General features: G+C 50.8%; 25 protein-coding genes. 8 read left to right on the top strand and 17 right to left on the bottom strand.

Annotated features, from left to right (window positions below; all coding sequences use genetic code 11):
• Position 1 precedes the first annotated feature (1 nt).
• The 4 genes from NT073_RS14195 to NT073_RS14180 all read right to left on the bottom strand — a co-directional run bounded on the left by NT073_RS14195 (position 2) and on the right by NT073_RS14180 (position 6,535).
• Positions 2-1,081, bottom strand: coding sequence for a DUF4249 domain-containing protein (locus tag NT073_RS14195; protein ID WP_297374566.1), 1,080 nt, complete (start codon positions 1,079-1,081; stop codon positions 2-4).
• Positions 1,082-1,101: 20 nt separating this feature from the next.
• A complete protein-coding gene (locus tag NT073_RS14190; RefSeq protein WP_297374564.1) occupies positions 1,102-2,151 on the bottom strand; it encodes a DUF4249 domain-containing protein in 1,050 nt (349 codons plus the stop codon).
• Between the two features lie 100 nt (positions 2,152-2,251).
• Positions 2,252-4,663 (bottom strand): TonB-dependent receptor, encoded by a 2,412-nt coding sequence (locus NT073_RS14185; protein ID WP_297374562.1) that lies wholly within the window; start codon positions 4,661-4,663, stop codon positions 2,252-2,254.
• Positions 4,664-4,801: 138 nt separating this feature from the next.
• Complete coding sequence (locus NT073_RS14180; RefSeq protein WP_297374559.1) at positions 4,802-6,535, bottom strand: helix-hairpin-helix domain-containing protein; 1,734 nt, start codon at positions 6,533-6,535, stop codon at positions 4,802-4,804.
• 121 nt (positions 6,536-6,656) lie between these two features.
• Between NT073_RS14180 and NT073_RS14175 the strand changes: the two genes are divergently transcribed.
• Positions 6,657-6,959, top strand: a complete 303-nt coding sequence (locus NT073_RS14175) for a 2TM domain-containing protein (RefSeq protein WP_297374556.1) — start codon at positions 6,657-6,659, stop codon at positions 6,957-6,959.
• 42 nt (positions 6,960-7,001) lie between these two features.
• On the opposite strand, the gene NT073_RS14170 is transcribed toward NT073_RS14175, so the two are convergent.
• The 3 genes from NT073_RS14170 to NT073_RS14160 form a co-directional block, all read right to left on the bottom strand.
• Entirely contained in the window at positions 7,002-7,796 is a 795-nt protein-coding gene (locus NT073_RS14170) for a thymidylate synthase (protein ID WP_297374553.1), read from the bottom strand.
• 90 nt (positions 7,797-7,886) lie between these two features.
• Positions 7,887-8,060: a hypothetical protein gene (locus NT073_RS14165; protein ID WP_297374550.1), complete on the bottom strand. Its 174-nt coding sequence runs from the start codon at positions 8,058-8,060 to the stop codon at positions 7,887-7,889.
• Between the two features lie 130 nt (positions 8,061-8,190).
• Positions 8,191-8,652 (bottom strand): OsmC family protein, encoded by a 462-nt coding sequence (locus NT073_RS14160; protein WP_297374548.1) that lies wholly within the window; start codon positions 8,650-8,652, stop codon positions 8,191-8,193.
• A gap of 61 nt (positions 8,653-8,713) precedes the next feature.
• Between NT073_RS14160 and NT073_RS14155 the strand changes: the two genes are divergently transcribed.
• The 6 genes from NT073_RS14155 (at position 8,714) to NT073_RS14130 (ending at position 15,895) form a co-directional block, all read left to right on the top strand.
• Positions 8,714-9,067: a hypothetical protein gene (locus NT073_RS14155; RefSeq protein WP_297374545.1), complete on the top strand. Its 354-nt coding sequence runs from the start codon at positions 8,714-8,716 to the stop codon at positions 9,065-9,067.
• A 327-nt stretch (positions 9,068-9,394) separates the two neighbouring features.
• Positions 9,395-10,819 carry a glycosyl hydrolase gene (locus NT073_RS14150; RefSeq protein WP_297374542.1) on the top strand — a complete coding sequence of 475 codons (1,425 nt, stop codon included), beginning with the start codon at positions 9,395-9,397 and terminating at the stop codon, positions 10,817-10,819.
• Between the two features lie 29 nt (positions 10,820-10,848).
• The gene (locus NT073_RS14145; RefSeq protein WP_297374538.1) at positions 10,849-12,294 is read left to right on the top strand and encodes an NADH:flavin oxidoreductase; all 1,446 of its coding nucleotides are present in this window, start codon (positions 10,849-10,851) and stop codon (positions 12,292-12,294) included.
• Positions 12,295-12,297: 3 nt separating this feature from the next.
• Complete coding sequence (locus NT073_RS14140) at positions 12,298-13,074, top strand: 3-ketoacyl-ACP reductase (protein ID WP_297374536.1); 777 nt, start codon at positions 12,298-12,300, stop codon at positions 13,072-13,074.
• Positions 13,075-13,216: 142 nt separating this feature from the next.
• Entirely contained in the window at positions 13,217-14,521 is a 1,305-nt protein-coding gene (locus NT073_RS14135) for a Gfo/Idh/MocA family oxidoreductase (RefSeq protein WP_297374533.1), read from the top strand.
• 126 nt (positions 14,522-14,647) lie between these two features.
• Positions 14,648-15,895, top strand: a complete 1,248-nt coding sequence (locus NT073_RS14130) for an MFS transporter (protein WP_297374530.1) — start codon at positions 14,648-14,650, stop codon at positions 15,893-15,895.
• An 8-nt stretch (positions 15,896-15,903) separates the two neighbouring features.
• Here NT073_RS14130 and mtgA read toward each other — a convergent pair whose 3' ends face one another.
• From mtgA to NT073_RS14085, 9 genes are all read right to left on the bottom strand, one after another.
• A complete protein-coding gene (gene mtgA, locus NT073_RS14125; protein ID WP_297374527.1) occupies positions 15,904-16,770 on the bottom strand; it encodes a monofunctional biosynthetic peptidoglycan transglycosylase in 867 nt (288 codons plus the stop codon).
• 92 nt (positions 16,771-16,862) lie between these two features.
• A complete protein-coding gene (gene hemW / locus NT073_RS14120; RefSeq protein ID WP_297374524.1) occupies positions 16,863-17,987 on the bottom strand; it encodes a radical SAM family heme chaperone HemW in 1,125 nt (374 codons plus the stop codon).
• Positions 17,988-18,025: 38 nt separating this feature from the next.
• Entirely contained in the window at positions 18,026-18,478 is a 453-nt protein-coding gene (locus NT073_RS14115) for a GNAT family N-acetyltransferase (RefSeq protein WP_297374521.1), read from the bottom strand.
• A gap of 341 nt (positions 18,479-18,819) precedes the next feature.
• Positions 18,820-19,641 carry a PhzF family phenazine biosynthesis protein gene (locus NT073_RS14110; protein WP_297374518.1) on the bottom strand — a complete coding sequence of 274 codons (822 nt, stop codon included), beginning with the start codon at positions 19,639-19,641 and terminating at the stop codon, positions 18,820-18,822.
• A gap of 45 nt (positions 19,642-19,686) precedes the next feature.
• A complete protein-coding gene (hxpB, locus tag NT073_RS14105; protein WP_297374515.1) occupies positions 19,687-20,367 on the bottom strand; it encodes a hexitol phosphatase HxpB in 681 nt (226 codons plus the stop codon).
• Positions 20,368-20,405: 38 nt separating this feature from the next.
• On the bottom strand, positions 20,406-20,543 hold the full coding sequence (locus NT073_RS14100) for a hypothetical protein (RefSeq protein WP_297374512.1): 138 nt from the start codon (positions 20,541-20,543) through the stop codon (positions 20,406-20,408).
• Positions 20,544-20,625: 82 nt separating this feature from the next.
• The gene (locus NT073_RS14095) at positions 20,626-21,012 is read right to left on the bottom strand and encodes a YciI family protein (RefSeq protein WP_297374510.1); all 387 of its coding nucleotides are present in this window, start codon (positions 21,010-21,012) and stop codon (positions 20,626-20,628) included.
• On the bottom strand, positions 20,969-21,274 hold the full coding sequence (locus tag NT073_RS14090; RefSeq protein WP_297374508.1) for a HEPN domain-containing protein: 306 nt from the start codon (positions 21,272-21,274) through the stop codon (positions 20,969-20,971). Before NT073_RS14090 ends, NT073_RS14095 begins: the two co-directional genes overlap by 44 nt.
• The gene (locus tag NT073_RS14085) at positions 21,202-21,516 is read right to left on the bottom strand and encodes a nucleotidyltransferase domain-containing protein (RefSeq protein WP_297374505.1); all 315 of its coding nucleotides are present in this window, start codon (positions 21,514-21,516) and stop codon (positions 21,202-21,204) included. Before NT073_RS14085 ends, NT073_RS14090 begins: the two co-directional genes overlap by 73 nt.
• 21 nt (positions 21,517-21,537) lie before the next feature.
• Between NT073_RS14085 and NT073_RS14080 the strand changes: the two genes are divergently transcribed.
• On the top strand, positions 21,538-23,982 hold the full coding sequence (locus NT073_RS14080) for a prolyl oligopeptidase family serine peptidase (protein WP_297374502.1): 2,445 nt from the start codon (positions 21,538-21,540) through the stop codon (positions 23,980-23,982).
• Between the two features lie 103 nt (positions 23,983-24,085).
• On the opposite strand, the gene NT073_RS14075 is transcribed toward NT073_RS14080, so the two are convergent.
• Complete coding sequence (locus NT073_RS14075; RefSeq protein WP_297374499.1) at positions 24,086-26,365, bottom strand: T9SS type A sorting domain-containing protein; 2,280 nt, start codon at positions 26,363-26,365, stop codon at positions 24,086-24,088.
• Positions 26,366-26,429: the final 64 nt, after the last annotated feature.

The raw sequence follows: 26,429 nt of genomic DNA, 5'->3' as shown, positions 1-26,429 counted from the left end.
GTTAATAAGTCCAAAAACGGGGTTTATTCGGCGTTCGGTACAGACTGTTTTCACAAACGATACAGGAAGGGTTTGTCGGGTAGGGTATAACCGTCGGCAAGTCCAGATTGGGCCCTCCCTGACCTGTGCTCCGGTCTACATACAAATAACTAACAGAAATGCCAACAGCGCCAAAATACCCATAAACGGGTTCTCCCGGTGTAGTTGTACATTTCATATTACCCGGCACCGACGAGGGAGCTACATCAAATAATCCGCCGGTATTTCCGGTCAACTGCTGCACACGTTTCCAGAACTGATAAGCACTCTTGCTCAGAGCCTGCTGTTCCACTTCCAGGTAATATCGACTAAATGAAGTAAATGGAACATCCGTAATGGGCTGGCGGCTGATCGCTTTTCCGTTAATATTGGCATCTGAATTAATATTGACGCAGGTATAACAACGGGTGATGTCCCAGCAATCGGAGCAACACGAGATGCCGGTATAGTAATTTCCGGACGCTACGAAGGTTTTCTTACAGGCCGTAGGCATCTCGTAGTGGGTCCAGTTCCACTTATAATAATTTCCAAGGGTGTCGGGGTCTTTGGTATCCAGATAGACGGCCCAGGTTTGACGCTGACTAGCTATACCGGTAGCCGGTGCGTAGTTGGATTCGTAGTATAATTTCTGAATCGGCGGAGCGGCCGGCATCACTTCTGACTCCGACACGTAACGCTTCCCAGCCCTTGTCTGAATCGTCAGGGTATATCGTCGGCCCGGCACACCCCGAAGGCCGCTGGCACTCGTTTGGTACACGCCCCCCGGCGACTGTTCGTTCAAAGTCTCTTGATTACCCAGATTGTCCGCAATAACGACTGTAGCACCGGGCTCTAGCAAATTCACGCTCTTGATCGAGTAATCAGACGTACGTGTAAGCCTCACGGTGTAGGGGCCAGGCTGGTCCGTAATCTGCCCATCGACAATCAGCATCGGCTCGACACGAACCGTATCTGGCTGAAAGGGAGTTATGCAGGAAAACAGGCAAGCTATAAGTCCCAAAAAACCAAGGCCTTGTTTCAGTATCCGTGTTGAGGCTAACATTATTTCCGTATTCATCATAATTACCACCAGCGCGGCTTATTGGGTGTTCGGTATAGATTATTTTCACAGGCAGCACAACCTATGGGTTGGAAAGCCGTGACCGGCGGGTCAGCATCTGGGTATCCTTCACCCGCACTTCGATCAATTGTAATGGAATGTTCGGATATACCAGTGGCCCCGAAATAGCCGTAAACCATTTCGGCCGGATCGCTGGTACAATGAATATTACCCCGAACAATTGAGGGAGCGGCATCGAACAAGCCACCTGTATTTTCGGTCAACTGCCGGACGCTTTTCCAGAACGTGTAGGCTCCTGCACTAATCGCCTGCTGCTGAATTTCAAGGTAATAGGGACTTGTCGATTTGTAGGGCACCCGGCTAATAAACTGGCGACTAATCGCTTTTCCGTTGATATTGGCATCCGAATTTATATTGACGCAGGTATAGCAACGGGTAATATCCCAGCAATTCGAACAGCAACCCAGTCCGGTGATTACTCCACTGGCTGATTCCCGTTTCGAGCAGACCGTAATGAACTCGTAGTTCGTCCAGTTCCATTTGTAATAATTGCCCAGTGTATCGGGGTCTTTAGTATCCAGGTAGACGTTCCAACCCTGCTTTTTTGCCAGGTTGAGTCCATCCGGCTCTTTGGTGTATTGATAATAAAGGTTGAGAATTGGCGGAGCGGCCGGCAGTACTTCTCTATCCGATTCATACTTTTTTCCTGATTGAGTCTTAATGGTAAGCTGGTACTTGTGTCCAACTACGCCCCGAAGGCCGTTAGCGTTGGTCAGGTACACCCCGCCCGGTGCCTGCTCTTTCAGGGTTTCCTGATTACCTAGATCATCCAAAATAAGGACCGTAGCACCCGTTTCGAGCAGATTCAGGCTTTTGAAGGAATAATTGGCCGTGCGGGTAAGCTTAATGGTATACGGCCCCGGCTGGTCGGTTACCTGCCCTTCAACAACCAGGGATGGCGGAATACTGACCGCTTCCGGCTGAAATTCCGTTACGCATGAAACCGTGAGCAGTATTATCAACATCCCGGCGTAATGCCCTATTTTCAGCATAATACCCTCATTTTTAATATGTTAAGTCAACTATCGGCATTAAATCTTGGCAGACCACAGCCTTCAACCGGAAGGGTATGGCTACTTACAAGCGCCTTTCTCAAAACTTGAAATTATAGGTCAGCGATGGGAAAGCGGTTCCAAAAATTGACAGCTTGTAGGCATCTGTAGCCGAAGCCGGACTCAGCTTATAAAAGATCGAATACGCATTTTTACGGGCGTACACATTATAGACGGAGAAGACCCAACTACTCTGATTCTTCTTTTTCTTGAGGGGATTTTGCTCAAATGTCATGGAGAAATCAAGCCGGTGATAGTCCGGTACGCGTTGCTGGTTTCTGTCGAGGTAGATAGGGACAAGTATACTGGCTACACGGGCAATAGCGGATGGCTGAGTCGTTGGTCGGCCTGTACTATAGGTAAAATTCAGCGACAGGCTGAACCAGCTCGTTGGGCGGTGTGTCGCCAGAATGTTCAGTGTATGCGGCTTATCGTAATTAGCTGCGTAGGGATTCCCATTATTTACGCGTTCGCTCACATACGGGCTGTTCATGGTCAGGAAGGTGCGGGCGTAGGTGTAGCTCATAAAGCCTGTCCAGCGGCCTTTGTTTTTCCGGAGCAATCCTTCCAGGCCATAAGCTTGCCCACTCCCCTGCACAATTTGTGTTTCAACGGCCTGCGCCAGTTGCAGTTCGGCACCGTCGCGGTAATCAATGGCGTTGGTCAGGGTTTTATAATACACCTCGCCAGATGCTTCAATGGCATTGTCGGTGGTGTTGGTAAAGTACCCCAGCGACCATTGATCGGCAATAACGGGTTTCGTGAACATGTCGCTCAGGTGCCAGCGCGAGGTTGGCAGGGCCGCTGTGGTATTTGTCACCTGCTGAATGTACTGGCGCAGGCGGCTATAGCCCGCTTTTATGGCCCGGCCGTCGCCCACCGTCCAGCGAATCGCCAGCCGGGGTTCCAACCCACCCGCCGTATGGTACACGTTACCGGCGTCATAGCTTTTTGTTGACGTTACCGCTTCGTCTTCCTTCGGCCCATTTTCCAGGTAAGTTCGTACAACAGCCGGTCCTCGGTTAAGCAAAGCAGAATAGCGCAGACCTGCGATAATGGCAATATTCGTATTCAGTTTCCATTCGTCCTGGATATAAGCAGCCAGTTCATAGGCCCATTCACGGGCCAAGTCGACGGGAAGAACGTTTGAGTACGGGCCTGGTATGCGCGTATTCGGCTGCACCAGGTAATCGATAGCGCTCACGCCCACCTGCCACTGGTGAACCTGGTTAGGTGTAAACGTCAGATCTGACTTAACCTGCCGGTGCCACACCCCGGATTTCAACTGAAAAGCGTTGGCCGAATCGGGCGACGATAAATCGGCCTGGTACCGGCTCAGAATTAAGGATGTAGCCAGATTGAGCTGCTTACTCATGAAGTAATTCCAGCGCAATACCGCGTTCATGGTCTGGTAATTGAAGCGAGTCGATGATGCGTTGATTTCCTGACCGGACAGTGAGTCGGAGGCTAGTTTGAAGACGTCGGTACTGACGTATCCGGTAAGGGTTATCGTGTTTTTCTCGTTAGGCTGGTATTTGAGTTTCGATGTCAGATCATAAAAATTGGCCTGTGTCCCTCTCAGGTTTGGCGGGGCCAGCTTAAAGAGAAAGTCGTTGAATGAAGCTCGTACAGCGGCTAGAAAAGACAGTTTGTTTTTGATGATCGGCCCCTCAACACCCAGTCGGCTCGAAATAAGCCCAATTCCGCCATTGATACCCCATTTCGTGGCGTCGGGTTCCTTTATTTTCACATCCAGTACCGAGGAGGCTCGTCCGCCAAAGGCAGCCGCTACCCCACCCCGATTCAGTGTGACATCGCGAACTACGTCGGGATTGAATACCGAGAAAAAGCCCATCAAGTGGCTCGAATTAAATACCGGGGCTTCGTCGAACAAAATCAGGTTCTGGTCCGCACCTCCCCCCCGGACATTGAAACCCGGTGCGCCTTCGCCTACCGTTGTAACACCGGGCAACAGCAGCAGCGAACGCACAACATCGACTTCACCCATCAGTGGCGGAATCCGCCGAATACTGCGAATGGTCAGTTGAGAAACCCCAATTTCGACTTTCCGAACATTCCGGTCGGGGGTTTCGCTGGTAACCACAACTTCGTCAAGGTCTTTGGCATCATCGTCCATAGCGACTTCACGAAACAACGTTTTTTGCAGGGAGATGGTGTCCTGCTTAGGGCGGTAGCCTACGTGTGAGAAGCGGAGAATATAATTTCCTGGCGGAAGTTGTACCGTATAAAAACCATCTTTAGCCGTAACGTACCCTTTCGATACGTTCAGCACTACGATATTGACGCCCTGAATCGGCTTACCCGTCTTTGCGTCCCGCACATAACCCGTTGCAGAAAATGTAGCCGTGTTGCTACCCGAATCATTTTTTTGCTGAGCGAACGCCCCATTGAAAAGCCATAAAGACAGCAACAGTAAACGTAATAAATACATAGAGCCGGGTTTAGGAAAGGCTGAATTAGGCTGGCCAGTTAACTGATAACTAACATGATAAAGTAATAAGTCAATATATTTACCCTATTCCCTATCTTCATTAACTAATAATTAATCCTTCTTCAGCCTAATTCTTCTTCACTTACGTATCTCGGCCCGTGTTTTTTTTAAATACTCCGTCATTTCAGCCAAGGTCAGTGCATTAAAGGTCATGGCTTTGGTTAAGCCTCCTTTTCGGCCGACGGCTACTCCATAATGCATGTCCAATAAACCGGCAAAATCGTGGGCGTCGGGGTTTATACTCAATTTGACGCCTTGCTGCATGGCGTACTCGATCCAGTGCCAGTCGATGTCGAGCCGGTAGGGGCTGGCGTTGATTTCTATAATGACGTTATGTTCTGCACAGGCGTCGATGATGGCCCGGTGGTCGATGGGGTAGCCTTCTCTGGCGAGGAGTAAGCGGCCGGTTGGATGCCCTAAAATAGTGGTATATGGATTCTCAATGGCCCGCAGCAGCCGGCTAGTGGCCTTTTCTTCCGACATGGTCAACGTTTGGTGAACTGATGCGACTACGTAATCGAAGGTAGCCAGTGTCTCGTTATCATAATCTAACGAACCATCGCCCAGAATATCCGATTCAATGCCTTTGAAGATGCGAAAATCAGCCCCAAAGCCTTTATTCAACTCGTCAACCTCTAGTTGTTGCTGACGAACACGCTCAGCATCCAGCCCGTTGGCATACGAAGCTGTTTTGGAGTGGTCGGCAATGCCAAAATACGTTAAACCCAACTTCTGGCAATAGGCAGCCATATCCGCCACCGACTGCTTCCCATCCGACCAAGTACTGTGGTTGTGCAGCGTTCCTTTCAGATCATCCCAGGTAACAAGCTCCTCATTTCTGTAGCGACTGGCCCAGCGAAAGGCAAAGTCATCTTCGCGCATTTCAGGCACGATATACGGCAAACCAGCTTTTTGGTAAATGGCCGTTTCTACTTCCGTTACGTTGGCCGCATCGGCAGATTCGGACAGGACACTTGAGTAGGCTACCTGCAACAAAGGAACGCCCCCCGTACCGGCCTGTTTCAAATGCGCATCGGTGGCCGTTTGAATGAACAACTGTCGGCTGAGTTGTTCAGCAGGGTAAAACAGCAATTCGACCAGCACATCGAAACCGGCCAGATGTCCACGCCAGACAAAGGGCGACGAGTCGGGGACATTCTGTTCCAGATTATCCAACCCATTCAGCGTCAGCATGGCTGAGACAGGGTCGCTGGTCTGGATTAGGAGTTGAATAACATCCACTTCCTGCGCTTTCCGGCGCACCTGACCACTAATTTCAACGCGCTCATAATGGGGCGTCAGCCGCTCCACGAGCAGATTGGCAATCATGGCGGCTTTATCCATGCGGACTTTACCTTGCTGTTCCTGAAGAAATTCCAGAGCGGCCAGGATTTTCTCCTGCGTACTGGCACCGAATCCTTTGATCTTCGCAATCTGACCGTTTTCACCCGCCAGCTGGAGATCGCGGAGGTTTGTTATTCCCAACTCATGCCAGAGCGTCCGCACCTTTTTAACGCCCAACCCCTTGATACGAAACATATCCAGAACCCCCTGGGGCGTTTGGGCCAGTAACTCATCAAGTTCCGTCAGTCGGCCCGTTTCGGCGATCTCACGAATTTTCTGCGCAACGGATTTTCCAACGCCCTGTAGCTTCACCAGTTCTTCGACGGGCAGATTACTAAGGTCGGCTGTGGATTTATCTAAATTAAACGCGGCTGTCTGGTATGAGCGCGTCTTGAACGCATCGCGGTCGTGGAGTTCCATTAACCGGCCGGTCAGTTCGAGCAGGTCAACTATTTCAGAATTGGTCATGCTAATAGGGGGATTCACTCCGCAAGTTAGGCAATTGGTCAGAATTCAGGGAAGTCTGCTGTCAGAGCACACCATCTTTATGCCATCGAAACACATGATTTAATTAAAACGCATCAAGCTCATGGAAACGGCACAAAATACACCCCAACGAGATCCTTATTTATGGAAACAAGCGAAAGCCCGCGTCGGTTTTCGGATGCACCTGCGGGCTTATCTGGTCATCAACACAGGTTTATGGCTTATATGGGCGTTCAGCTCGTTTGTTATCAATACAACATCGACACATTCAGGCACTCTTTTTCCTTGGCCAATTTTTTCAATGCTGGGTTGGGGTATTGGATTGGCGACGCACTATTTCACCATTTTCCGTAATAACGAACGGGACATGATCGAACGGGAATACCAGAAGTTGGTAAGTCAATAATGATGTATGATGTATAGCCTGGCCTACATCATACATCATTATTCACACTGCTACCGGTGCTTTTATAGCTGGATGTGGGTTGTAGTTTTCGAGCGTGAAGTCGGCGTAAGTAAAGTCGAATATCGAACGAACATCGGGATTCAGGCGCATGGTTGGCAGGGGCCGGAAGTCGCGAGCGAGTTGGGTTTCCACCTGATCAAGATGGTTCAGGTACAGGTGCGTATCGCCCCCGGTCCAGATAAATTCGTGGGCTTCCAGACCGCACTCCTGAGCAATCATCATGGTAAGTAATGCATAACTGGCAATGTTGAACGGAACACCCAAAAACACATCGGCACTCCGCTGATAAAGCTGACAGGACAGCTTGTTATCGGCCACGTAAAACTGCATCAACAGGTGGCAGGGTGGCAAGGCCATGCTGGGCACATCGGCCGGATTCCAGGCCGAAATGATGATCCGGCGCGAATCTGGTGTGTTTTTAAGCTGGCGCAACACGTCCTGCAGCTGATCGATAACCTGCCCTTGCGGACCAGCCCAACTGCGCCACTGTTTACCATATACCGGTCCTAAATCGCCATTTTCGTCGGCCCACTCGTCCCAGATCGAAACACCATTGTCTTTCAGGTATTTAATATTGGTATCGCCTTTAATGAACCATAGCAATTCGTGGATGATCGACTTGGTGTGTACCTTTTTGGTGGTGAGTAGTGGAAAACCATCCTGTAGGTCAAACCGCATCTGGTAGCCAAATACGCTGATGGTTCCGGTACCGGTTCGGTCGGTTTTGCGGGTGCCGTTGGCCAGAATGTGGCGAAGCAGATCGTGATACTGTTGCATGGACAAAAATCGTCATACAAACTTTATAAAAAAATAACCCCTCGCCAAAAAGGTCGAGGGGGGAGGAAAAGTACATACGGTAGTGAGGAATTATGCCTGTGCTTTTTTCATGCAGCAGGCATGAGTGCTTCCCTTTTCGCAGGAAGTTTTCTCGCAATTTTCCGTTTTAGCTTTTTTCGCTTTCTTCTCTTTCCGGATTTCACCGGCAAATGACAAAGTAGTGAGTGTAGTCAATAAAGCAACTCCCAGAATGGCCTTTTTCATGGTAAAAGCAGTTATTTAGGTTCTTAACGCATTAACGCGATTCGACCAAATTTATGCAAAAACTAAGCCATTGTTCTATCAGCATAAATAATGGAAAGGTAGATTGTGTCAACTACCTACTCTACTAAATTCATTCCTGTATCTCAAACGAATAGGTAATGTCGGCCGATGGGCGAAACTGGGCCGTTGCCGAGCAATATTTATCCATTGACAGGTCAATCGCCCGCTTCACTTTGTCCGCATTCAATTGGCCTTTCAGCAAGTATGTAATGTGAATCTTCTTGAAAGGTGCGGGCACAGCATCTTTTTCCCGCAAGCCATCTACTTTAAGCCGGAAATCTTCGATAACCTGCTTTTGCTTCTTAAGAATCAGGATCACGTCAATGGCCGAGCAGCCGGCCAGTCCCATCAGCAACATTTCCATTGGACGAGCCCCGGCATTATGTCCACCAATGTCGGTGGCGGCATCAATGTGCTGGGCGACGCCCGATTTGCCAACTGCTTCAAAATGAAACCCATCGTCGACGCGCACCAGCTCGACCTGCATTGTATTAAATTCATGAGTGGTCTCAACCGGTTGTGTATCAAGCATTGTCTTTTTTGCGTTTAAAGTAAAGAATTCGTATTTTCACCTGCCCAAATGGCAGAAAATCATGTCCGAGAAATTCACAGACGACCTTTTCGACCTTAAAAACGATCGGCGGCTCAGCATCTACCTGTATCGGGCAGGATTTGCAGCCTGGCTGCTCTACATCGTGTCCGGGGCGCCGTTCATGCAGTCTGTGCGTGTGTATCGAACAGATTTTGGGGTGTTCTCGTTCTTTTTGATGGTCATGGGCTTATCGGCTTCCATGATTTACGATTACTACCACCACCCCGCCGAATTCGCCCAAAAAAGAAAATGGCTGGCATTCAGCTATTTAGTATTGGGATGTCTGGTTTATTTTCTTATTCTGCACAATAAGCCTGTCGCTCTGCCGCATTTCTTCGGGCAGGGTGTATTCTAGTAATTTTTCCAAATTAAATAGTAGATGCGATTTCGTCTGGGCCAAACTCTGGCTTGGACTTTGTAATTGCTATGACCAAGCCAAAGGTTGTTCCAGATAAAATCGCATCTCAAAAATTGACATAACTATTAAATTGGATGAACACTTGTACTCTTCCGGCTTTTGTAATTTAGTAGATTAGTACACGGCTACTGTTCGGTTTAGACCTATCCGAATTAACATTTTCGGGTACGCTTTAGAGTAGCGTTCTGGCTTCCGGCTCTTTCTGGTTTTAGATTATTCCCGGATAAACTAGTACCCATCGAAAAACGGAAACGCCCCGCTTCAATGCTGATTAACGATTCTTTACAACCTACAGACCTTTCATCGAAACTTGACCATTTCTGGGCGCTTTCCGGCCAGAAAATACAACTAATTGACAACGAATACGATGTAAGCCAAGGCTCTCCCGTTTTTACGGTACAGGGAAAATATACCACCCGTGGCTGGACCGAATGGACGCAGGGTTTTCAATTCGGATCAGCGATTTTGCAGTTCGATGCCACAAACGAAACAGAATTTCTGGACGCAGGTCGCCAGAAAACGCTTTCCGTCATGGCTCCTCATATTAGCCATATCGGTGTTCACGACCACGGATTCAACAATGTGAGCACTTACGGAAATCTGCTTCGCCTTATGCGGGAAGGCCGAATTGAATTCAATGAGTGGGAGAAAAACCTCTACGAACTGGCCCTCAAGATTTCTGGTGCCGTACAGGCCAGCCGCTGGACACCCATCAAGAGCGGCCCGGATGGCGCAGCGGGCTTCATCAGCTCATTCAACGGTCCGCATTCGCTTTTTGTCGACACCATCCGTTCGTGCAGGGCGCTGGTGCTGAGCCATTCGCTGGGCCATGTTTTTCAGGGCGAAGGCGACGTAAAAATTAACCTGCTCGACCGGGCCCTTCAGCACATCAAAGCCACCGCCGACTACTCCGTTTTTTATGGCGAAGGCCGCGATTCCTACGACATATGGGGCCGTACGGCGCACGAAAGCGTGTTTAACGTTCGAGATGGCAATTTCCGTTGCCCAAACTCGCAACAGGGGTATTCGGGCTTTACCACCTGGACCCGCGGCCTGGCCTGGGCTATGTGCGGTTTTCCTGAACAGCTGGAATGGCTCGAAACCCGCGACGATGCCGAGCTGGATGCCTTCGGCGGCCGGGCGTACATTGAAGCCTATATGCTCAAAGCAGCCACCGCCACCTGCGACTTTTACATCGACCATACCCCAACCGATGGCATTCCTTACTGGGACACGGGGGCGCCCAACTTACACCGCCTGAGCGACTACCTCAACCGCCCCGCCGACCCCTATAATGACTTCGAGCCGGTCGACAGTTCGGCCGCTGCCATTGGCGCACAAGGGCTCTTACGGCTAGGAAAATACCTGATCGCCAAAGGCAATTCTGAAGCAGGCAAACGGTATTACCAGGCGGGCCTGACCGTACTGAATACCTTATTCGATGAGCCTTATCTAAGCACCAACCCGGCGCATCAGGGCTTACTACTTCATTCGATTTACCATCAACCCAACGGCTGGGATTATGTACCCAGTGGCAGCAAGATTGCCAATGGAGAGTCGAGCATGTGGGGCGATTACCACGCCCGCGAAGTAGCCCTTTACCTGCAACGCATTATCCGTAACGAACCGTACTACACTTTCTTCAATCAGATCGCCGAACCGCAGATCGCCGAACCGCGGATTGCTTAATTGAAGAACCTAGAAACGACCCTACCGCAATGAGTGAGAAATACAAACCCGCCTACCCCCGCATGGCCCAGTTAAAAACGGCTGATGATCTGCGGAACTACCTGACAAAAAACGACATCGACCTGCCGTTCGACGATACTTTACTATCTCCAACCGAAAGCCTCTTCAACCGGCCGATCTCACTTAATTCGGGTAAAACTATCGGCAACAGCCTTTGTATTTTACCAATGGAAGGCTGGGACGGAACCCTCGACGGTCGCCCTACCGATTTTACCCGCAACCGCTGGAAGAAATTTGCGATCAGTGGAGCTAAATTATTGTTCGGTTGCGAGGCTGTTGCGGTCTGCCATTCGGGAAAAGCCAACCCGAACCAGTTGGTCATGAACGACGAAACGTTCCCGGATTTTGTCGAACTGCGCCAACTGCTTCTCGATGAGCATACCGCAGCATTCGGGCAAACGGATGATTTAGTGATTGGTCTTCAGCTAACGCATTCGGGACGTTTTTGCAAGCCAAAGAGTCATAAGGCGTTTGAATCCAAGATTCTGTACAGCCACCCGTTTCTGAACAGCAAGTTCGGCATGGAGGCCGATTACCCGACACTTACAGACGACGAAATCGACCGCATCATTGAGCAATATGTAGAAGCGGCTGTGCTGGCGCAGAAAGCCGGGTATGACTTTGTGGACATAAAACACTGCCACGGCTATCTGGGCCACGAGTTTCTCAGCGCCGTTAGTCGTGAGGGACGCTACGGCGGATCGTTTGAGAACCGAACACGTTATTTGCGAAACATCGTTGCGGGTATCCGGGAGGTTGCTCCGGGGTTGGGCATCGGCATTCGGTTGAGTGCTTTCGATATGTTACCCTTCAAAAAAGGGCCTGCTGCGGTGGGTGTTCCCGAAACTGCGGACCAGTATCCGTTTGCCTTTGGTGGTAACGATAACGGTCTGGCACCTGACCTCACGGAGACTAAAGCCTTCCTGTCACTGGCACAATCGCTCGGCATTCAGTTGGTGTGCATTACTGGAGGAAGTCCCTACTATAACCCGCACCTGATGCGGCCGGCCCTGTTTCCGCCTTCTGATGGCTACCTCCCTCCAGAAGATCCGTTGCTGGGCGTGAAGCGGCAAATCGACGTGACAAACGAGCTGAAGCAGGCATTTCCCGAACTAGTCTTTATTGGCTCAGGCTATTCGTACTTGCAGGAGTGGCTACCCAATGTGGCCCAAAGTGTACTGCGAAATGGCATGGCCGATAGTGTGGGTTTTGGGCGTATGGTACTCTCATACCCGACCATGCCTGCCGATATGCTGGCGGGCAAGTCGCTCGTCCGTAACCTCATCTGCCGCACTTTTTCGGACTGTACTACGGCGCCCCGCAATGGGCTTATTTCGGGTTGTTATCCATTGGACACACTCTACAAGAAAAGCCCCGAAGCTGAACAACTTAAAGCGATAAAAGAAAGCCTGTAAAGAATGGAACGTCGTCCGGTAGCATTCATAACAGGGGGTAGCCGTGGAATTGGCTACGGCATTGCCGAACAATTGGCCGATGCTGGTTTCGACCTGGCCATTAATGGCGTTCGGCCAGAAGATGCCGTACGGGACGTCTTGGACGCGTTACGAAGCCGGGGTAGCGATGTGCTTTACTGCCCCGGTGATATTGCCTCGCGTGAAGCTCGCGCAGACATGATGGCCTCGATCAATGCTCATTTTAGACGCCTTAATGTACTTGTCAACAATGCGGGCGTGGCGCCCAAAGAACGGCGGGACATTCTGGAAGCGACCGAAGAAAGTTTTCAGTATGTGTTGTCGACCAACTTGCAGGGAGCTTATTTCCTGACGCAGGCAGCAGCCAACTGGATGATTGCCCAGCGTTTCGAACAGACTGATTTTTGGGGTTGTATCATCAACGTATCGTCCGTTTCGGCCACGGTGGCGTCGGTAAATCGGGGCGAATATTGCGTAGCGAAAGCGGGCCTGAGTATGGCTACCCAGCTCTTTGCCGCCCGACTGGGGGAGTATGACATTCCGGTCTACGAAGTTCGGCCGGGCGTTATCAAAACAGATATGACGGCTGGCGTAACCGCCAAATACGACGCACTGATCGACAGTGGATTGACCGTACAAAAACGCTGGGGATTGCCCTACGATGTAGGCCGCGCTGTTGCCTCGCTGGCTAAGGGCGATTTCCCCTACTCGACCGGACAGGTTATTCTGGTCGATGGAGGAATGACAATACCGAGACTATAGCTTGGTTGTGGTTTGTTGATGCCTCAGCTAACGATAAATAAGTAATGAGGTTGACAAAAATCTCCGTGAACCTATCCTTACTCCGTGAATCCGTTTCGGCGGCTCGGTCTGTGAATTACCTTTCCTAAACCAATTCAAAATCATGAACGAAAAACAAGTTTCCCGACGGTTCGTCCTCAAGGCGGGGGCCGTTAGTTCGCTGGCAGCCATCGGTATGCCAACGTTTGTTCCGGCGAGTGCGTTTGGTGCTAACGACCGGGTGCGCGTAGGTGTTATTGGTATCAACGGGCGCGGTAAAGATCACATTCAGGGCTTTTCGCGCCTGAAAGATGTAGAAGTAGCCACACTTTGCGATGTCGACAGCAATGTTCTTCAGGCTGGGGCCGATGCGTTTGAGAAGAAGTACAACAAAAAGGTAAAAACTCAGGCCGACCTTCGGCAGGTTTACGACGACAAGGACATCGACGTCGTGAGCATTGCCACCCCCAACCACTGGCATGCGCTGGCAGCTATCTGGGCGTGTCAGGCGGGTAAAGATGTATATGTCGAAAAACCTGGTGCCCATAACCTGCGAGAGGGCCGAAAACTGGTCGAAGCGGCCCATCACTACAAGCGAATTGTGCAGCATGGTGTACAACTGCGGAGTTCTGTAGCCATTCAGGAAGCCATCAAACACCTGCGCGACGGATTGATTGGCAATGTGTATATGGCTCGGGGGCTTGTGTATAAATGGCGACCGGATATCGGAAATCAGGGCACCTCCCCCGTTCCGGCTGAACTGAACTGGAATATGTGGCAAGGCCCTGCCCAAGCGAAGGAATTCAGTAAAAACTACGTTCACTATAACTGGCACTGGTTCTGGGACTACGGTAACGGCGACATTGGCAATCAGGGTATCCACGAAACCGACCTGTGCATGTGGGGCCTGGACGTAGGGCTTCCCGAGGAAATCACCTCGGCGGGCGGCAAATTCCTCTGGAAAGACTGCAAGGAAACGCCCGAAACCCTGACCTCGGTTTATAAATACCCATCATCGGGCAAGGTGATCCAATTTGAGGTTCGTCCCTGGATGACCAATAAAGAAGACGGCGTTGAAATAGGTAACATCTTCTATGGCGATAAGGGCTATATGGTCATCAATGGCTATTCGGACTACAAAACCTTCCTGGGTAAAGAGCGGGCACCCGGTCCGGCCCGTAACGAAGGGGGCGATCACTACCTGAACTTCATCGAAGCCGTTCGGGCGCGGGACACAGCAAAGCAAAACGGTCCCGTCGAAACGGCGCACCTGGCGTCGGGCATAGCTCATCTCGGCAACATTGCCTACCGTCTGGGCCGCACCCTGCATTTCGATCCCAAAACCGAAGTATTTGTTGGCGATAAAGAAGCGAACCAGATGCTGACCCGCAAATACCGCGCACCATTTGTCGTGTCGGAAAAGGTATAGCTCCGCTTTATTGTAGTGTAGCTGGTGTTGTGTTGTCGGCTCCTCAGACCCGACAACACAACACCAGCATAACAGTCCGCCATCAAAATCAATTTAATTGACTCTTCCATTAACGCTTATAGATATATGATTACCCCTGCACCACCTTCGACAAACCGAACCGTCATCAGCCAGTTGCTGCAACTGCCGGTACTGGTTGCAGCTCTTGGTTATCTGGTTGACATGTACGACCTGTTCCTGTTCAGTGTTGTGCGTGTGCCTAGTCTGAAAGCGCTGGGTGTGGATGGTGACCGGTTACTGAGCGAAGGTATTTTACTGCTCAACGCGCAAATGGCGGGTATGCTGATCGGTGGAATATTCTGGGGCGTTCTGGGCGATAAACGTGGGCGGCTTTCCGTTCTCTTTGGGTCTATCCTTTTGTATTCACTGGCCAATATTGCCAATGGGTTCGTTACCTCGCTCGACCAATACGTATTGCTCCGGTTTATAGCGGGCCTTGGGTTGGCAGGCGAACTGGGTGCGGGCATAACGCTCGTTACAGAAATCCTACCCAAAGAAATTCGAGGGTACGGCACTACACTGGTGGCTACGATGGGGGTTCTGGGTGCCATTCTGGCCTACTTCATGGCCGACCTGTTCGATTGGCGTATCTCGTATTTCATTGGTGGCGGCATGGGTCTGTTGCTGCTGGTGCTACGTTTCAACGTGCTGGAATCAGGGTTATTTCTGAACTCACAACGTAAAGAGCTGTCTCGCGGCAACGTGCTGATGCTATTTTCTAACCGAAAGCGACTCGTCAAATATATTCAAAGTATACTGGTCGGTTTACCCATCTGGTTTGTGGTTGGCATACTGATCACGTTCTCGCCGGAGTTCGGCAAAGCCCTGAATCTGAGCGAACCTGTGGTGGCTGGAAAAGCTGTCATGTTAAGCTTTTCAGGGCAGGTACTGGGCGATTTAGTAAGTGGGTTTCTGAGCCAGTCATTGCAAAGTCGGAAACGGGTCATCCGGCTGTTTATGCTGGCGTCACTGGCGTTTATGCTGGTCTATTTGCTGGGACCAGTGCATGATATTACATTGTTTTATGCCGTCTGCGTTTGTCTGGGTTTTGCCAATGGCTACTGGACCTTGTTCATCACCATTGCCGCCGAACTGTTTGGGACCAACCTCCGTGCCACCGTGGCTACCACCGTACCGAACTTTGTTCGGGGTGCAACCATCCCGTTGAGTGCACTTTTCATTCAACTGAAGCCCGCTCTGGGTACTATCTACAGTGCATTAACGGTGGGGTTGCTTACACTGGTCGTTGCGCTCGTTGCGCTGGCTTTTCTGGAAGAAACCTTTACGAAGGATCTGGACTATGTAGAAGAATAAACTATACCCTATAAATCCCGAATGTACTTTTGCCCACCCAGATAGCGCATCTGCCGGGCAATCTGCCGGGTTCGGCGCTGAATGTAACTGGATGGTTTTTTGATGGAGAATAAACGCGGGTTTGGCAATACAGCTGCAATCCGTGCGGCTTCATCCCGGGAAAGCGACGCGGCAGAATGCCCGTAATACCGCTGCGACGCGGCCTCCACACCAAAGGTCATCGGCCCGGTTTCGGCAACGTTCAGGTAGACTTCCAGAATGCGTTTTTTGCCCCAGATCAACTCGATCAGGGCGGTAAAATAAACCTCAAGTCCTTTTCGGATATAACTACGGCCATTCCAGAGAAACACATTCTTAGCCACCTGCTGGGAGATCGTACTGGCCCCGCGGGGCCGCTTGCGCGTCTGGTTTTCCTTGATGGCATCCTGAATCTCGTCGAAGTCAAATCCCCAGTGCGTTGGGAAATTCTGATCTTCCGATGATACTACGGCCAAAGCGGCTTCTTTGCTGATTTTCTCGTAGGGTCGCCATTTTTTATACACATGGCTGTTTTCATCCGTGCCGAAGGTCTCTACCCAGCGCGAAACAACCAGTGGCGTCACCCAAACGGGTACGTACTTCAACACAATTACATACCCGAATGAACCAAAGAAAAGCCAAAGGAACGTCTTCAGCATAATCCAATAAATCCGCTCCAGCAGTGGTTGCTGACGAATGAACCGGCGAACCTTCGCAAATCTGCCCGAGTCCCGTTTTTCTGTCGATGAAGCACGCCCGGATGACGCTGGGCGCTGGGTAGACGCATTCCCTGCCTTCGGGCGTGGCCCTTGCTGGGGAGGTGTACGGAAGGTATTGGCAGGACGTTGCGGGTTCATACGAGTGAGGGCATACCGCGAAAATAACAGTAAGGCGGCTGGAATCCCGCGCTTTGGTGCGAATTAACAACTAATTGGCAAAAAAAGGTGATTTACGCGTCTACGAATAAGGAAGCGGCTACCCGATCGGCAAAGAGTTTACCGGCCTGAGTCAGCAGAAGTATATCGCCATGCCGAACCAGCCAGCCGGTTTTGTACATAGCAGCCAGATCGCGGGCCTGTATCGCCGAAAAATTGCCCCCCAGCATCGTATCGAGTTCCGTCAGGGAACAGCCCCACTGGGTCCTCAAACCAGTCAGCAGGTATTCATTGACCTGATCGGCAACGGTCAGTTCCTCCCGCGTGGTGGGAAGCTTTCCCTGGCTAATCGCTGCAATATAACGGACATTATTGGCCAGATTGTATTGCCGCGAGTGGCCATTGTACGAGTGGGCACTCGGCCCGATGCCCAGGTATGGCCGCCGTTGCCAATAAGCCGTGTTGTGCCGGGCGTACTGGCCATCCCGTGCAAAGTTCGATATTTCGTAATGGGCGTAGCCTGCCGTTGTTAGCGCACTTGTTAACTCCTCAAATTGTCCGGCGGCAATGTCCTCATCGGCAGGGGGCAATTTCCCTTTTTTCTGCCAGCGCCCAAAAGCGGTGTCGGGTTCAATCGTCAGGGCATAAGCCGAGAGGTGGGGCACGTTGAGTGCCAGTATTTTTTGCAGATCAAGCTGCCACGCCTGGTTGTCTCTATCCGGAATTCCGTAAATCAGGTCAACGCTCATATTCTCAAATCCCGCTTGCCGCGCCAGCCCAATGCATACTTCTGCTTCCGTGGCGGTATGCGCACGGTTCATCCAGCGGAGCGTAGTCTCATCGAACGTTTGAATGCCAATACTGAGCCGGTTAACATAGCGACGCAACATCTGAAGCTTCCCAGAATCAAGATCATCGGGGTTAGCTTCAAGGGTGATTTCGGCCGTTGGCGAAACTAAAAAATGAGCGTGAATGGTTTCAAAAATCTGCGCTAACTCGGCCTCCGTCAATAAGGAAGGTGTGCCTCCGCCAAAATAAATAGTTTCCAGTGCCTGATGGGGCAGGTAGCTTTTTTGCAGGGCAATTTCCGTACAAAGCGCATCGACCAAAGCTGACTTCTGCCCCAGACTGGTACTAAAATGAAAGTCGCAATAATGGCAGGCCTGTTTGCAGAACGGTATATGAAGATAGAGATGCATCTGCCCTAATGACAACAAAGAAAGGGCTTGGGTTCCGTTTACAACCGCTTCTCCAGAACAATGGTGAGCCCGTGTTTACCCTGCACAGTGCCGGTGATGTCGAAGCCGTGCCGGAGGTTAAGCATCAGCATTCCGCGCCACTGATTGTAGGTTTGTGTACGGATAGTTTGGTAGCCCTGCTGCCGGCACCAGTCATGCTGCCGACGCATGAGTTCGGAGGCAATGCCATGACTCCGAAAGTTGGGGTGAACGCCACCAAGCCAGCTATAATACTGACCAGGCTTACGTTCGTAACCCAGTTTGCAGCCAATAACCCGACCATCGTTTAGGGCCAGTATGGTTTGCAGACCAGTTCGGGATATCTGATAGGTTAGTTCTGCCTGTATTTCAGCAGCAGATTGATTGGAGAATATGTCTCCAAGTAATGCGAGTAGCGACGTTAGATTAGATTCCGACGGTAACTCCTGACAAAGTAGATAACTCACTTCCATCGGACGAACAGGAATGACAAGCAGTATCAGATCAAAATCGAATATCCATCAATCCGGACACTTCTTACAGCGTTTGCCCTTTTTATATTTTTTGCAACACTTTTTCAAGATACACTCCTGACTCAGAAAAGGATTAGTCTGAATGAGGACCTTCGCATTGGCAGATAATTCAGTATACTCCGATAAAGTTGATTCGACAGTCATTTGTACTCGTTGTTTAAGGCAACAAAAGTACGTCTATTTAGATTTATTACAAATTAAAATAGTGTAGAATTTTTATCAGGGATAGAAGCGTAGATCGAACGGATACAAGTCCGTTCGATCTACGCTTCTATCAGATTTTACAAATGAATTTCGCCGGTTAGGTACAATTGAACTTGCCCCGAAATATCGACTCGGGCTGGTGTTTCGCCGTTGTCGTTTAGCTTACAGCGCAGATAGCCTCCCCGTTTGGAAAGCTGCCGGGCGGTGAGTTCAGTTTTGCCGAGTTTTTCGGCCCAGTAAGGCACCAGCGTTGTGTGAGCTGAGCCAGTCACCGGATCTTCATCGATGCCGGACTGCGGACCAAAGAAACGGGAAACAAAATCGACGGCATCGCCCCCCGCATCACCCGGTGCCGTTACAATGACACCCCGAGCGGGTACACTGCTCATCTCCCGAAAATCGGGGTCCAGTGCTTCAATCTGCGCCTGGGTTTCGTAAACAAGCATGTAATCGGTTTTGCCTTTAAAGATGGCCAGCGGTTTTTCGCCCATACTGGTAATAAGGGAAGGGGGCTGTACATTGGCTTTCTGCACCACATCGGCCGGAAAATCGAGGGTTAGCCAGGCATTTTCACCCCGACAAACTTTCAACTGACCACTGCGGGAGTTAAAATAAATCTGGTCCGTTTCCAGCGCTTCATTTTCCAGAAAAAATACAACATAGCCAGTAGCCAGCGTCGCATGACCGCACAGGTCTACTTCTACAGTAGGCGTAAACCAGCGGATATGGTACGTACTCTCCTGGTCCGTTTTCACGTAGAAAGCCGTTTCAGCAAGGTTGTTCTCGGCAGCAATTCGCTGCATCTGCTCATCAGGCAACCATTCGCTGAGCGGAACCACAGCCGCCGGATTACCGGCAAACAGCTTGTCGGTAAAGGCATCGAGTTGATAAATTTTCATACAATTTATAGAGTGCACAAGGCACGGTTTAGGAATTGGGAAAGCTCATTTGTTCACTAGAAATGTCTCAAACAGATCGGCCGAGAACGCCGTAAGAGAAGGGATGATCCGGTCGGCGATAGTAAATTTCGGGTCGTTGTATTCAAATTCGGCAGGTACGGCTACCGTATGCATACCCGCAGCATAAGCCGATTTGAGCCCGTTTCCAGAGTCTTCAAACGTAATACAAGTGGCGGGCAACACATTCAGTTTTCGGGCAGTGCCCAGGTATACATCGGGGGCCGGTTTATTACGAGCCTCCAGTGTAGCCGAGTGCCACAAAGTCAATAGAGGCCGAATACCCAGCCGATTGACAACAACTTCGATCAAACTCATGGGAGAAGCAGAGGCAATGGCGGTTGGGATGCCCCGGTCAGTAAAGAACTGTAATGCGTCAATAGCACCGGGCATAGGTTCGGCCAGATTAGCAATTCGTTCGTGAACACCGTCGGTAATGGCATTGGCCAGGTCCTGATGGGTTCGTCCGGCTGCGGCCTCTTCTGTCCAGGGAGCACGGGCAAACCAATAGTGTATTACATCGGGAATGGGCAGCCCTGTCGTTTGTTTACACTCATCATCAGTCAGATGCAGGCCAACTGTGGCAAAAACAACCCGTTCCATAGCGCGCCAGTGGGGCTCAGAATCCACCAACAGCCCATCCATATCAAATATTGCTGCGTTTATCAAAATTCGTGCTGTATTAATTAAGGTTTACTCTTAGGTAATCAACGGGCGTGCTCTGTTTGTTTAAAACGGGCCGTATCATTGACTTCCAGCGTATCGTCATCAACCACGGTTGTGTCGATGGGGACCGTCGCCGTACTTGTTTCTGTCTTCTGCCCACAGGCCGACAGGGTTCCCAATGAAATAAGGAGGATAACGGCGCAGTAGATTGACCGGAATGCGAAGACGTTCCTTTTAGAGGCTGTACAGCTTGACTCCGGATTACACATCTGCCTGACGAAACGGTTTTGTATCCACTTTTTCCCAAACGCCCTGTACGATATAGGGATCTGTTTTGAGATACGCCTGAAGTTGCTCTTCGGTATCGAAATCCAAAAGAAGCATCGACCCGATCATCGTCTCTTCGGGACTTATGAGTGCGCCACCCAGTATAAACTGGCCTTTTTCTTTCAATTGACGGACGTAAGCAAAATGGTCGGGGCGGGCGGCCATCCGGCGGGCGAGGGCGTTGGCATCGGTATGGTCGTAAGCGTGTATAACGTACTTCATCGAATGGATTACTGGTTCATTAAGCAAGATACCATCTTTCAGAGTCCAGCCAATACTACTCAATCGGATTTTGAGCAAAATAAGCGATGGTCTGCTCATAGAAAGTCTGGGAATCCCCAAGTAGCAATTGTGCCTCAACTTCACTCAGAAAAGCCTCCATATCATAGTCAGCCGATTCACGAGCGGCAAAACTATTACCAACAATCTTACTGGCCTGCACATCAAATCGACCTGTTTTAACAAAGAATTCGCTGAATTTAGCTCTGGCAGCCTGGTGTTTCTTCGTCGTTATTCCTTCTGTAGCCAGTAAGGCGCATATGCAATAAAATATCGCGTAATAAGCCCTGTTCGCCAGCGCCAAAATTCGGCATACGTGTTCACGTCCTCGTCGTTCAGCAAAATCATGAGGTCAATATCCGATTCGTCGTAGTCGCCACGAGCGTACGAACCGTAAAGAACCACATCGCCCAGACGGTCACCGTAAATGTCCTGCAAAGCCGCTTTAAACTCCCGAACAATGGGTTCAATGGCCGGATTAATGCGCGTTTTCCTAACGAAAAGTAAGTCTTTCAGCCTTTTCTTCCTAATTTCCGGTTTTTGCACATTCTCTCACTTCATTCGTCAATGCATCGTCTCTACGCTTTGTTTGCGCTGCTGTCCAGTGCATCCGCTGTTGCCCAGTCTAGCCCGCAAAAACCTACACCCCTCACCGTCGAAACCATCATGCAGGACCCGAAAAGCTGGGTCGGCACATCCCCTTCAAACCCCTTCTGGTCCGACGATTCGAAAACCCTTTATTTTAACTGGAACCCTGACCGTACTCTGGGCGACTCGCTCTATAAAGTAACGTTCACCAGTTCAGCTCCACGTTCCGGCCGTGCCAGATTGCTGGCCGCATCGCAACCAGTGAAAGTGAGCCCCACCGAACGCCGAGCCCTGCCTGCGCCCCCGGTGTCGGCCTTTAACTTTGCCTATACGCAACGGGTATTTGACCGGCAGGGCGACTTGTTTTTACTCGATCTTAAATCCGGCTCGGTGCGACAGCTAACGAATACCGTCGAAGTCGAAATGGACCCCACTTTTTCCGGTGATCAAAAACAAGTAATTTTCCGTCGAAGCGGGAGCAACTTGTTCAGCATCGACTTAAAAACCGGCCAGCTAACCCAACTTACCGACTTTAAACCAGGTTCGAAAAAGGCGGATGCGAAACTCACCGACGAAGAGAAGTTCCTCAAACAGGACCAGCTTCGCCTATCGTCCGTCCTGAAAGAACGCAAGGAAAAGAAAGACGAAGCCGACCGAATTAGTAAGGCAGACCAACCCAAACGCCCAAAAGAAATTTATCTCGACGATAAAACCCTCGTTAATCCGACGCTCAGCCCCGATGGTCGTTTTATCACTTACCGGCTCATGAAGCGGCCCACCAATGCCAAAACAGCACAGGTGCCCAACTACATAACCGAATCCGGTTATACTGAAGAAATTGCTGCACGAACGAAGGTTGGCGCGCCCGTGGCCAGTCAGGAATTTTTTGTTTATGACATTGCCAAAGACACCGTTCAGACGGTTTCGGTGAAGGATATTCCGGGCATTACAGATAAGCCCGCGTACCTGCAATCGGCTAAGACGGTAAAGGCCGATACCGCTAAAAAAGTGCGTCTGGTGGCTATCAGCAGCCCGGTGTGGTCGGAAGATGGCAAGTTTTGTGTGGTCGTCGTCCGCTCGCTGGACAACAAAGACCGCTGGATTATGCGACTCCAGCCCGAAACCCAGAAACTCTCTTTGCTCGACCGCCAGCATGAAGATACCTGGATTGGCGGCCCGGGAATCGGTTCGCAAAACTCGCCGGGCAATGTGGGCTTCCTGGGCGATAATCAAACCCTATGGTTTCAGTCGGAGGCCGATGGCTACTCACACCTGTACACCGTCAATGTGCTTACCGGCGAGAAAAAGCAACTCACTTCGGGCAAATTCGAGGTGCAGCAGGCGCAATTGTCAAAAGACAAACAACACTTCTATCTGCAAACGAACGAAGTTCACCCCGGCGAGCAGCATTTTTATCGGATGGCGGTGAGCGGAGGAGAACGTACGCGTTTGACAAATATGACCGGCGCAAACGATGTAACCCTCTCGCCCGATGAAACCCGGATGGCCATTCGGTACTCCTCCACCAATCAGCCCTGGGAGTTATATGTGATGGAGATCAACCAAACCGGCACTGACCCTAAAACGGCCAAAGCAGCTACTGCCAATCCGGCCATTAAACTGACCAACTCGCTAACCGACGCCTTCAAAGCCTACCCCTGGCGGGAGCCTTCGCTGGTAACCATCCCTGCCCGCGACGGACAGTCGATCTACGCCCGCTTGTACAAACCCGCTACGCCTAATGGGAAGTCGGTGGTTTTTGTACACGGTGCCGGATATTTGCAAAACGCCCACAAATGGTGGAGCCAGTATTTTCGGGAGTATATGTTCCATAACTTGCTGGCCGATAAAGGGTACACTGTCCTCGACATCGACTACCGGGCCAGTGCTGGCTACGGCCGCGACTGGCGCACGGGTATTTACCGCTTTATGGGCGGCAAGGATCTGGAAGACCATGTCGATGCGGCTAAATGGCTCGTTCAAACGCAGGGCGTCGATGTCAAACGAATTGGTATCTATGGCGGCTCTTATGGTGGGTTTATTACCCTGATGGCCATGTTTACCACGCCCGATGTTTTCAAAGCCGGGGCTGCCCTCCGACCCGTAACCGACTGGGCAGCCTACAACCACCCGTATACAGCCAACATCCTGAACGAACCCCAAACCGACTCACTAGCCTACCGACGTTCCTCGCCCATTAATTTTGCCGAAGGACTAAAAGGTCACCTGCTTATCTGTCATGGCATGGTTGATGTAAACGTTCATTTTCAGGATGCAGTCCGGCTGGCTCAGCGGCTCATTGAACTGAAAAAGGAAAACTGGGAACTAGCCCCCTACCCCGTTGAAGACCACGGCTTTGTTGAACCCACCAGTTGGATGGATGAATACAAGCGGATTTTGAAGCTATTCGACGAGCGATTGTGAAGTTATGATGGTTCGCTTAGTACACAGAGATGCACGAAGGCAAAGGAGATACATAGAGTTTTTATATCTCTTTATCTCCGTGCATCTGTGTGTAACAACTCTTCTATTCGACTAAAACCCGAAGTACCGATTGGCTTTTGTCCGCACTTACTTTCAGCAGGTATTTACCGCTCATGGCACCTGCCAGTGGCCACTCGGCCTGTTTTTTACCCGAAAACGCTGGTAACTGACCCGTCATGATGAGTCGGCCCGAAGCATCTACTAACTCAACCCTAATGGCCGACCGATCAAGCTGTTCGATTTCCAGCCGCAACAGGTCTACGACAGGGTTTGGCACCACCCGAACAGACAGTGACGAAACGGGTTCGGGCAAGCCTGTCAAAATAAAATTTATAGGATCGGAAGGAGCTGACGAACAACCGTTTGCAGTTACAATCACATAATACTGTCCACTCTGGAACGGCGTCAACGCGGCACTGGTTTCGTTGGGGATAGCCTTACCGGGCTCATTCCCTAATCGCATGTACCACTGAACGCCTGCCGACTGGTCGGCTACCAGCGTACTACTCCCGATTGCGGAAATTGTTGGTTTTGCGGGTACAGGAAACTGAGCTTTTATAGGCACAAAAAGCGTAGTTGAGGAGCATCGGTTACTGTCAACTACGCTCACTGTATAAGTTCCGGCAACCAGGCCTGTTTGGGTGGCCAAGAAGGGTCTGAGTGTATCCTGTCGGTCGGTTGCCCAATAATACGTAAACGGTTTAGTACCGCCCGCCACCTGAATGGTCGCTTCTCCGTCGCTGCCCCCGGTACAGGTTACATCTTTGAGTTTACCAACAGACAATGTGAGTGCTTTTCCATCAGTAACTACCGCCACGGTCGTATCTGCACAACCGGCTTCATCGGTCACCCGCAGCTGGTACGAGTTGGGGCGTAGTCCAGTAATTGTGTTGCCTGCCTGAGACGGTTGGCCGATAACCTGATATTGCCGGGCCGTACCACTGCCACCTGTTGTACTAAGCCTGAAACCACCCGTTGCGCACACACAACAGGTGGCGGCAATAGACACCGCCTGGATTTTCAACGGGTCGGCTCTGCCAACCGTAACAGACGCAATACCTGAACAGCCGTTTGCATCTACACCAACGACGGTGTACTCACCTACACCAATACCCGTAAACACAGGGTTACTCTGTAGTGCACTTCCCGTACTAAGCTGATACCTTACTGCGCCGGTACCGCCAGTCGGTGTAATTCGAATGCCCCCGCTGTTTGGGCCCTGACAGCTTACGGGAATGGCCGTAAGTGTCAATTGTACCGGTGCGGGCTGCCCGACAACTACCGTTTGCCGACCCTCACAGTTATACCCGTCTACCACCGTAACCTCGTACGAACTGGCGGCCAGCCCTGTAAATTGTGAGCCATTCTGTAACGATCCGGCCCCTATTCGGTACTGAAAATTTCCGCCCCCACCCGAGGCCGAGACCGTCACGATTCCGTCGGCAGAACCGGAGCAACGGGTGGGCGTTGATGTCAGTTTTATTGAGAAAGGAACTGTTGGAGCAATTTTTACATCCCGAAATAGTACGCAGTTATTCTTATCGGCAACGATGAGCGAGTAGGTTGTATCGGCCTTGAGATTAATAAATGTACCACTTATCTGGGGTGCGCTTCCGTTGAGCAGATAGCGGTAATCGCCCACCCCACCCGATGCAAAAGCGATAAAACCACCATCTGCCCGGCCAAGGCAACTTGGCGAAACAGTAGTGATCGTTGCGGCCAATGCAGGTGGCTCCTTTACCTCCACCGTTCCCTGAACCTGGCACCCCAGCGCATCCTTCACACCAACAGTGTAGGTGCCAGCCGGCAAATTTCCGAACGTACTGTTTATCAACTGGAACGGTTGACCATTAAACTGATACTGCAATATACCCGTACCGCCACTGGCATTAATAGCCACCTGACCATCTTTTCCGCCATTACACAATACAGACAGAGAAGCGATTGGACTTATCTTAATGGGTGGGTATACCTGAACGGTAGCCGTGGCCGTTGTTGTCGTTGCTGATGGACTGGTTTCTGCGCAGGTAGCCGTGTAGGAAGTCGTTTGCGCAGGAGCGACAACGATGCTACTCCCTTCCTGTGTCGTTGACCATCGAACAAGTCCGGTTACCGGGCAACCCGCAGCCGTCAGGGTAGTGCTGGTTCCGGCACAGACGGAAGCCGAACTCACCGATATTGTAAGTACCGCTGGTGCCTGGGGAGGTCTAGCTCCGATCGCCCAACCCGATACCGTCAGCCCAATAATCAGACTCAGGCAAATCAGGGTAGTCGTTATGCAGCGAAAAGGGTATTGGCACTGTATCCGTAAACGATCGTCCATAGGGTCTATTTTTAGCGAAACCAATATACTTGTTGAACGTCAAATACTCATTCTACAGGGATGG

It is taken from the genome of Spirosoma sp. (genome assembly GCF_026391055.1).
Lineage (GTDB): Bacteria > Bacteroidota > Bacteroidia > Cytophagales > Spirosomataceae > Spirosoma.
The sequence above is the reverse complement of the archived record's forward strand: the minus strand, read 5'-3'. Positions and strand labels throughout refer to the sequence as shown.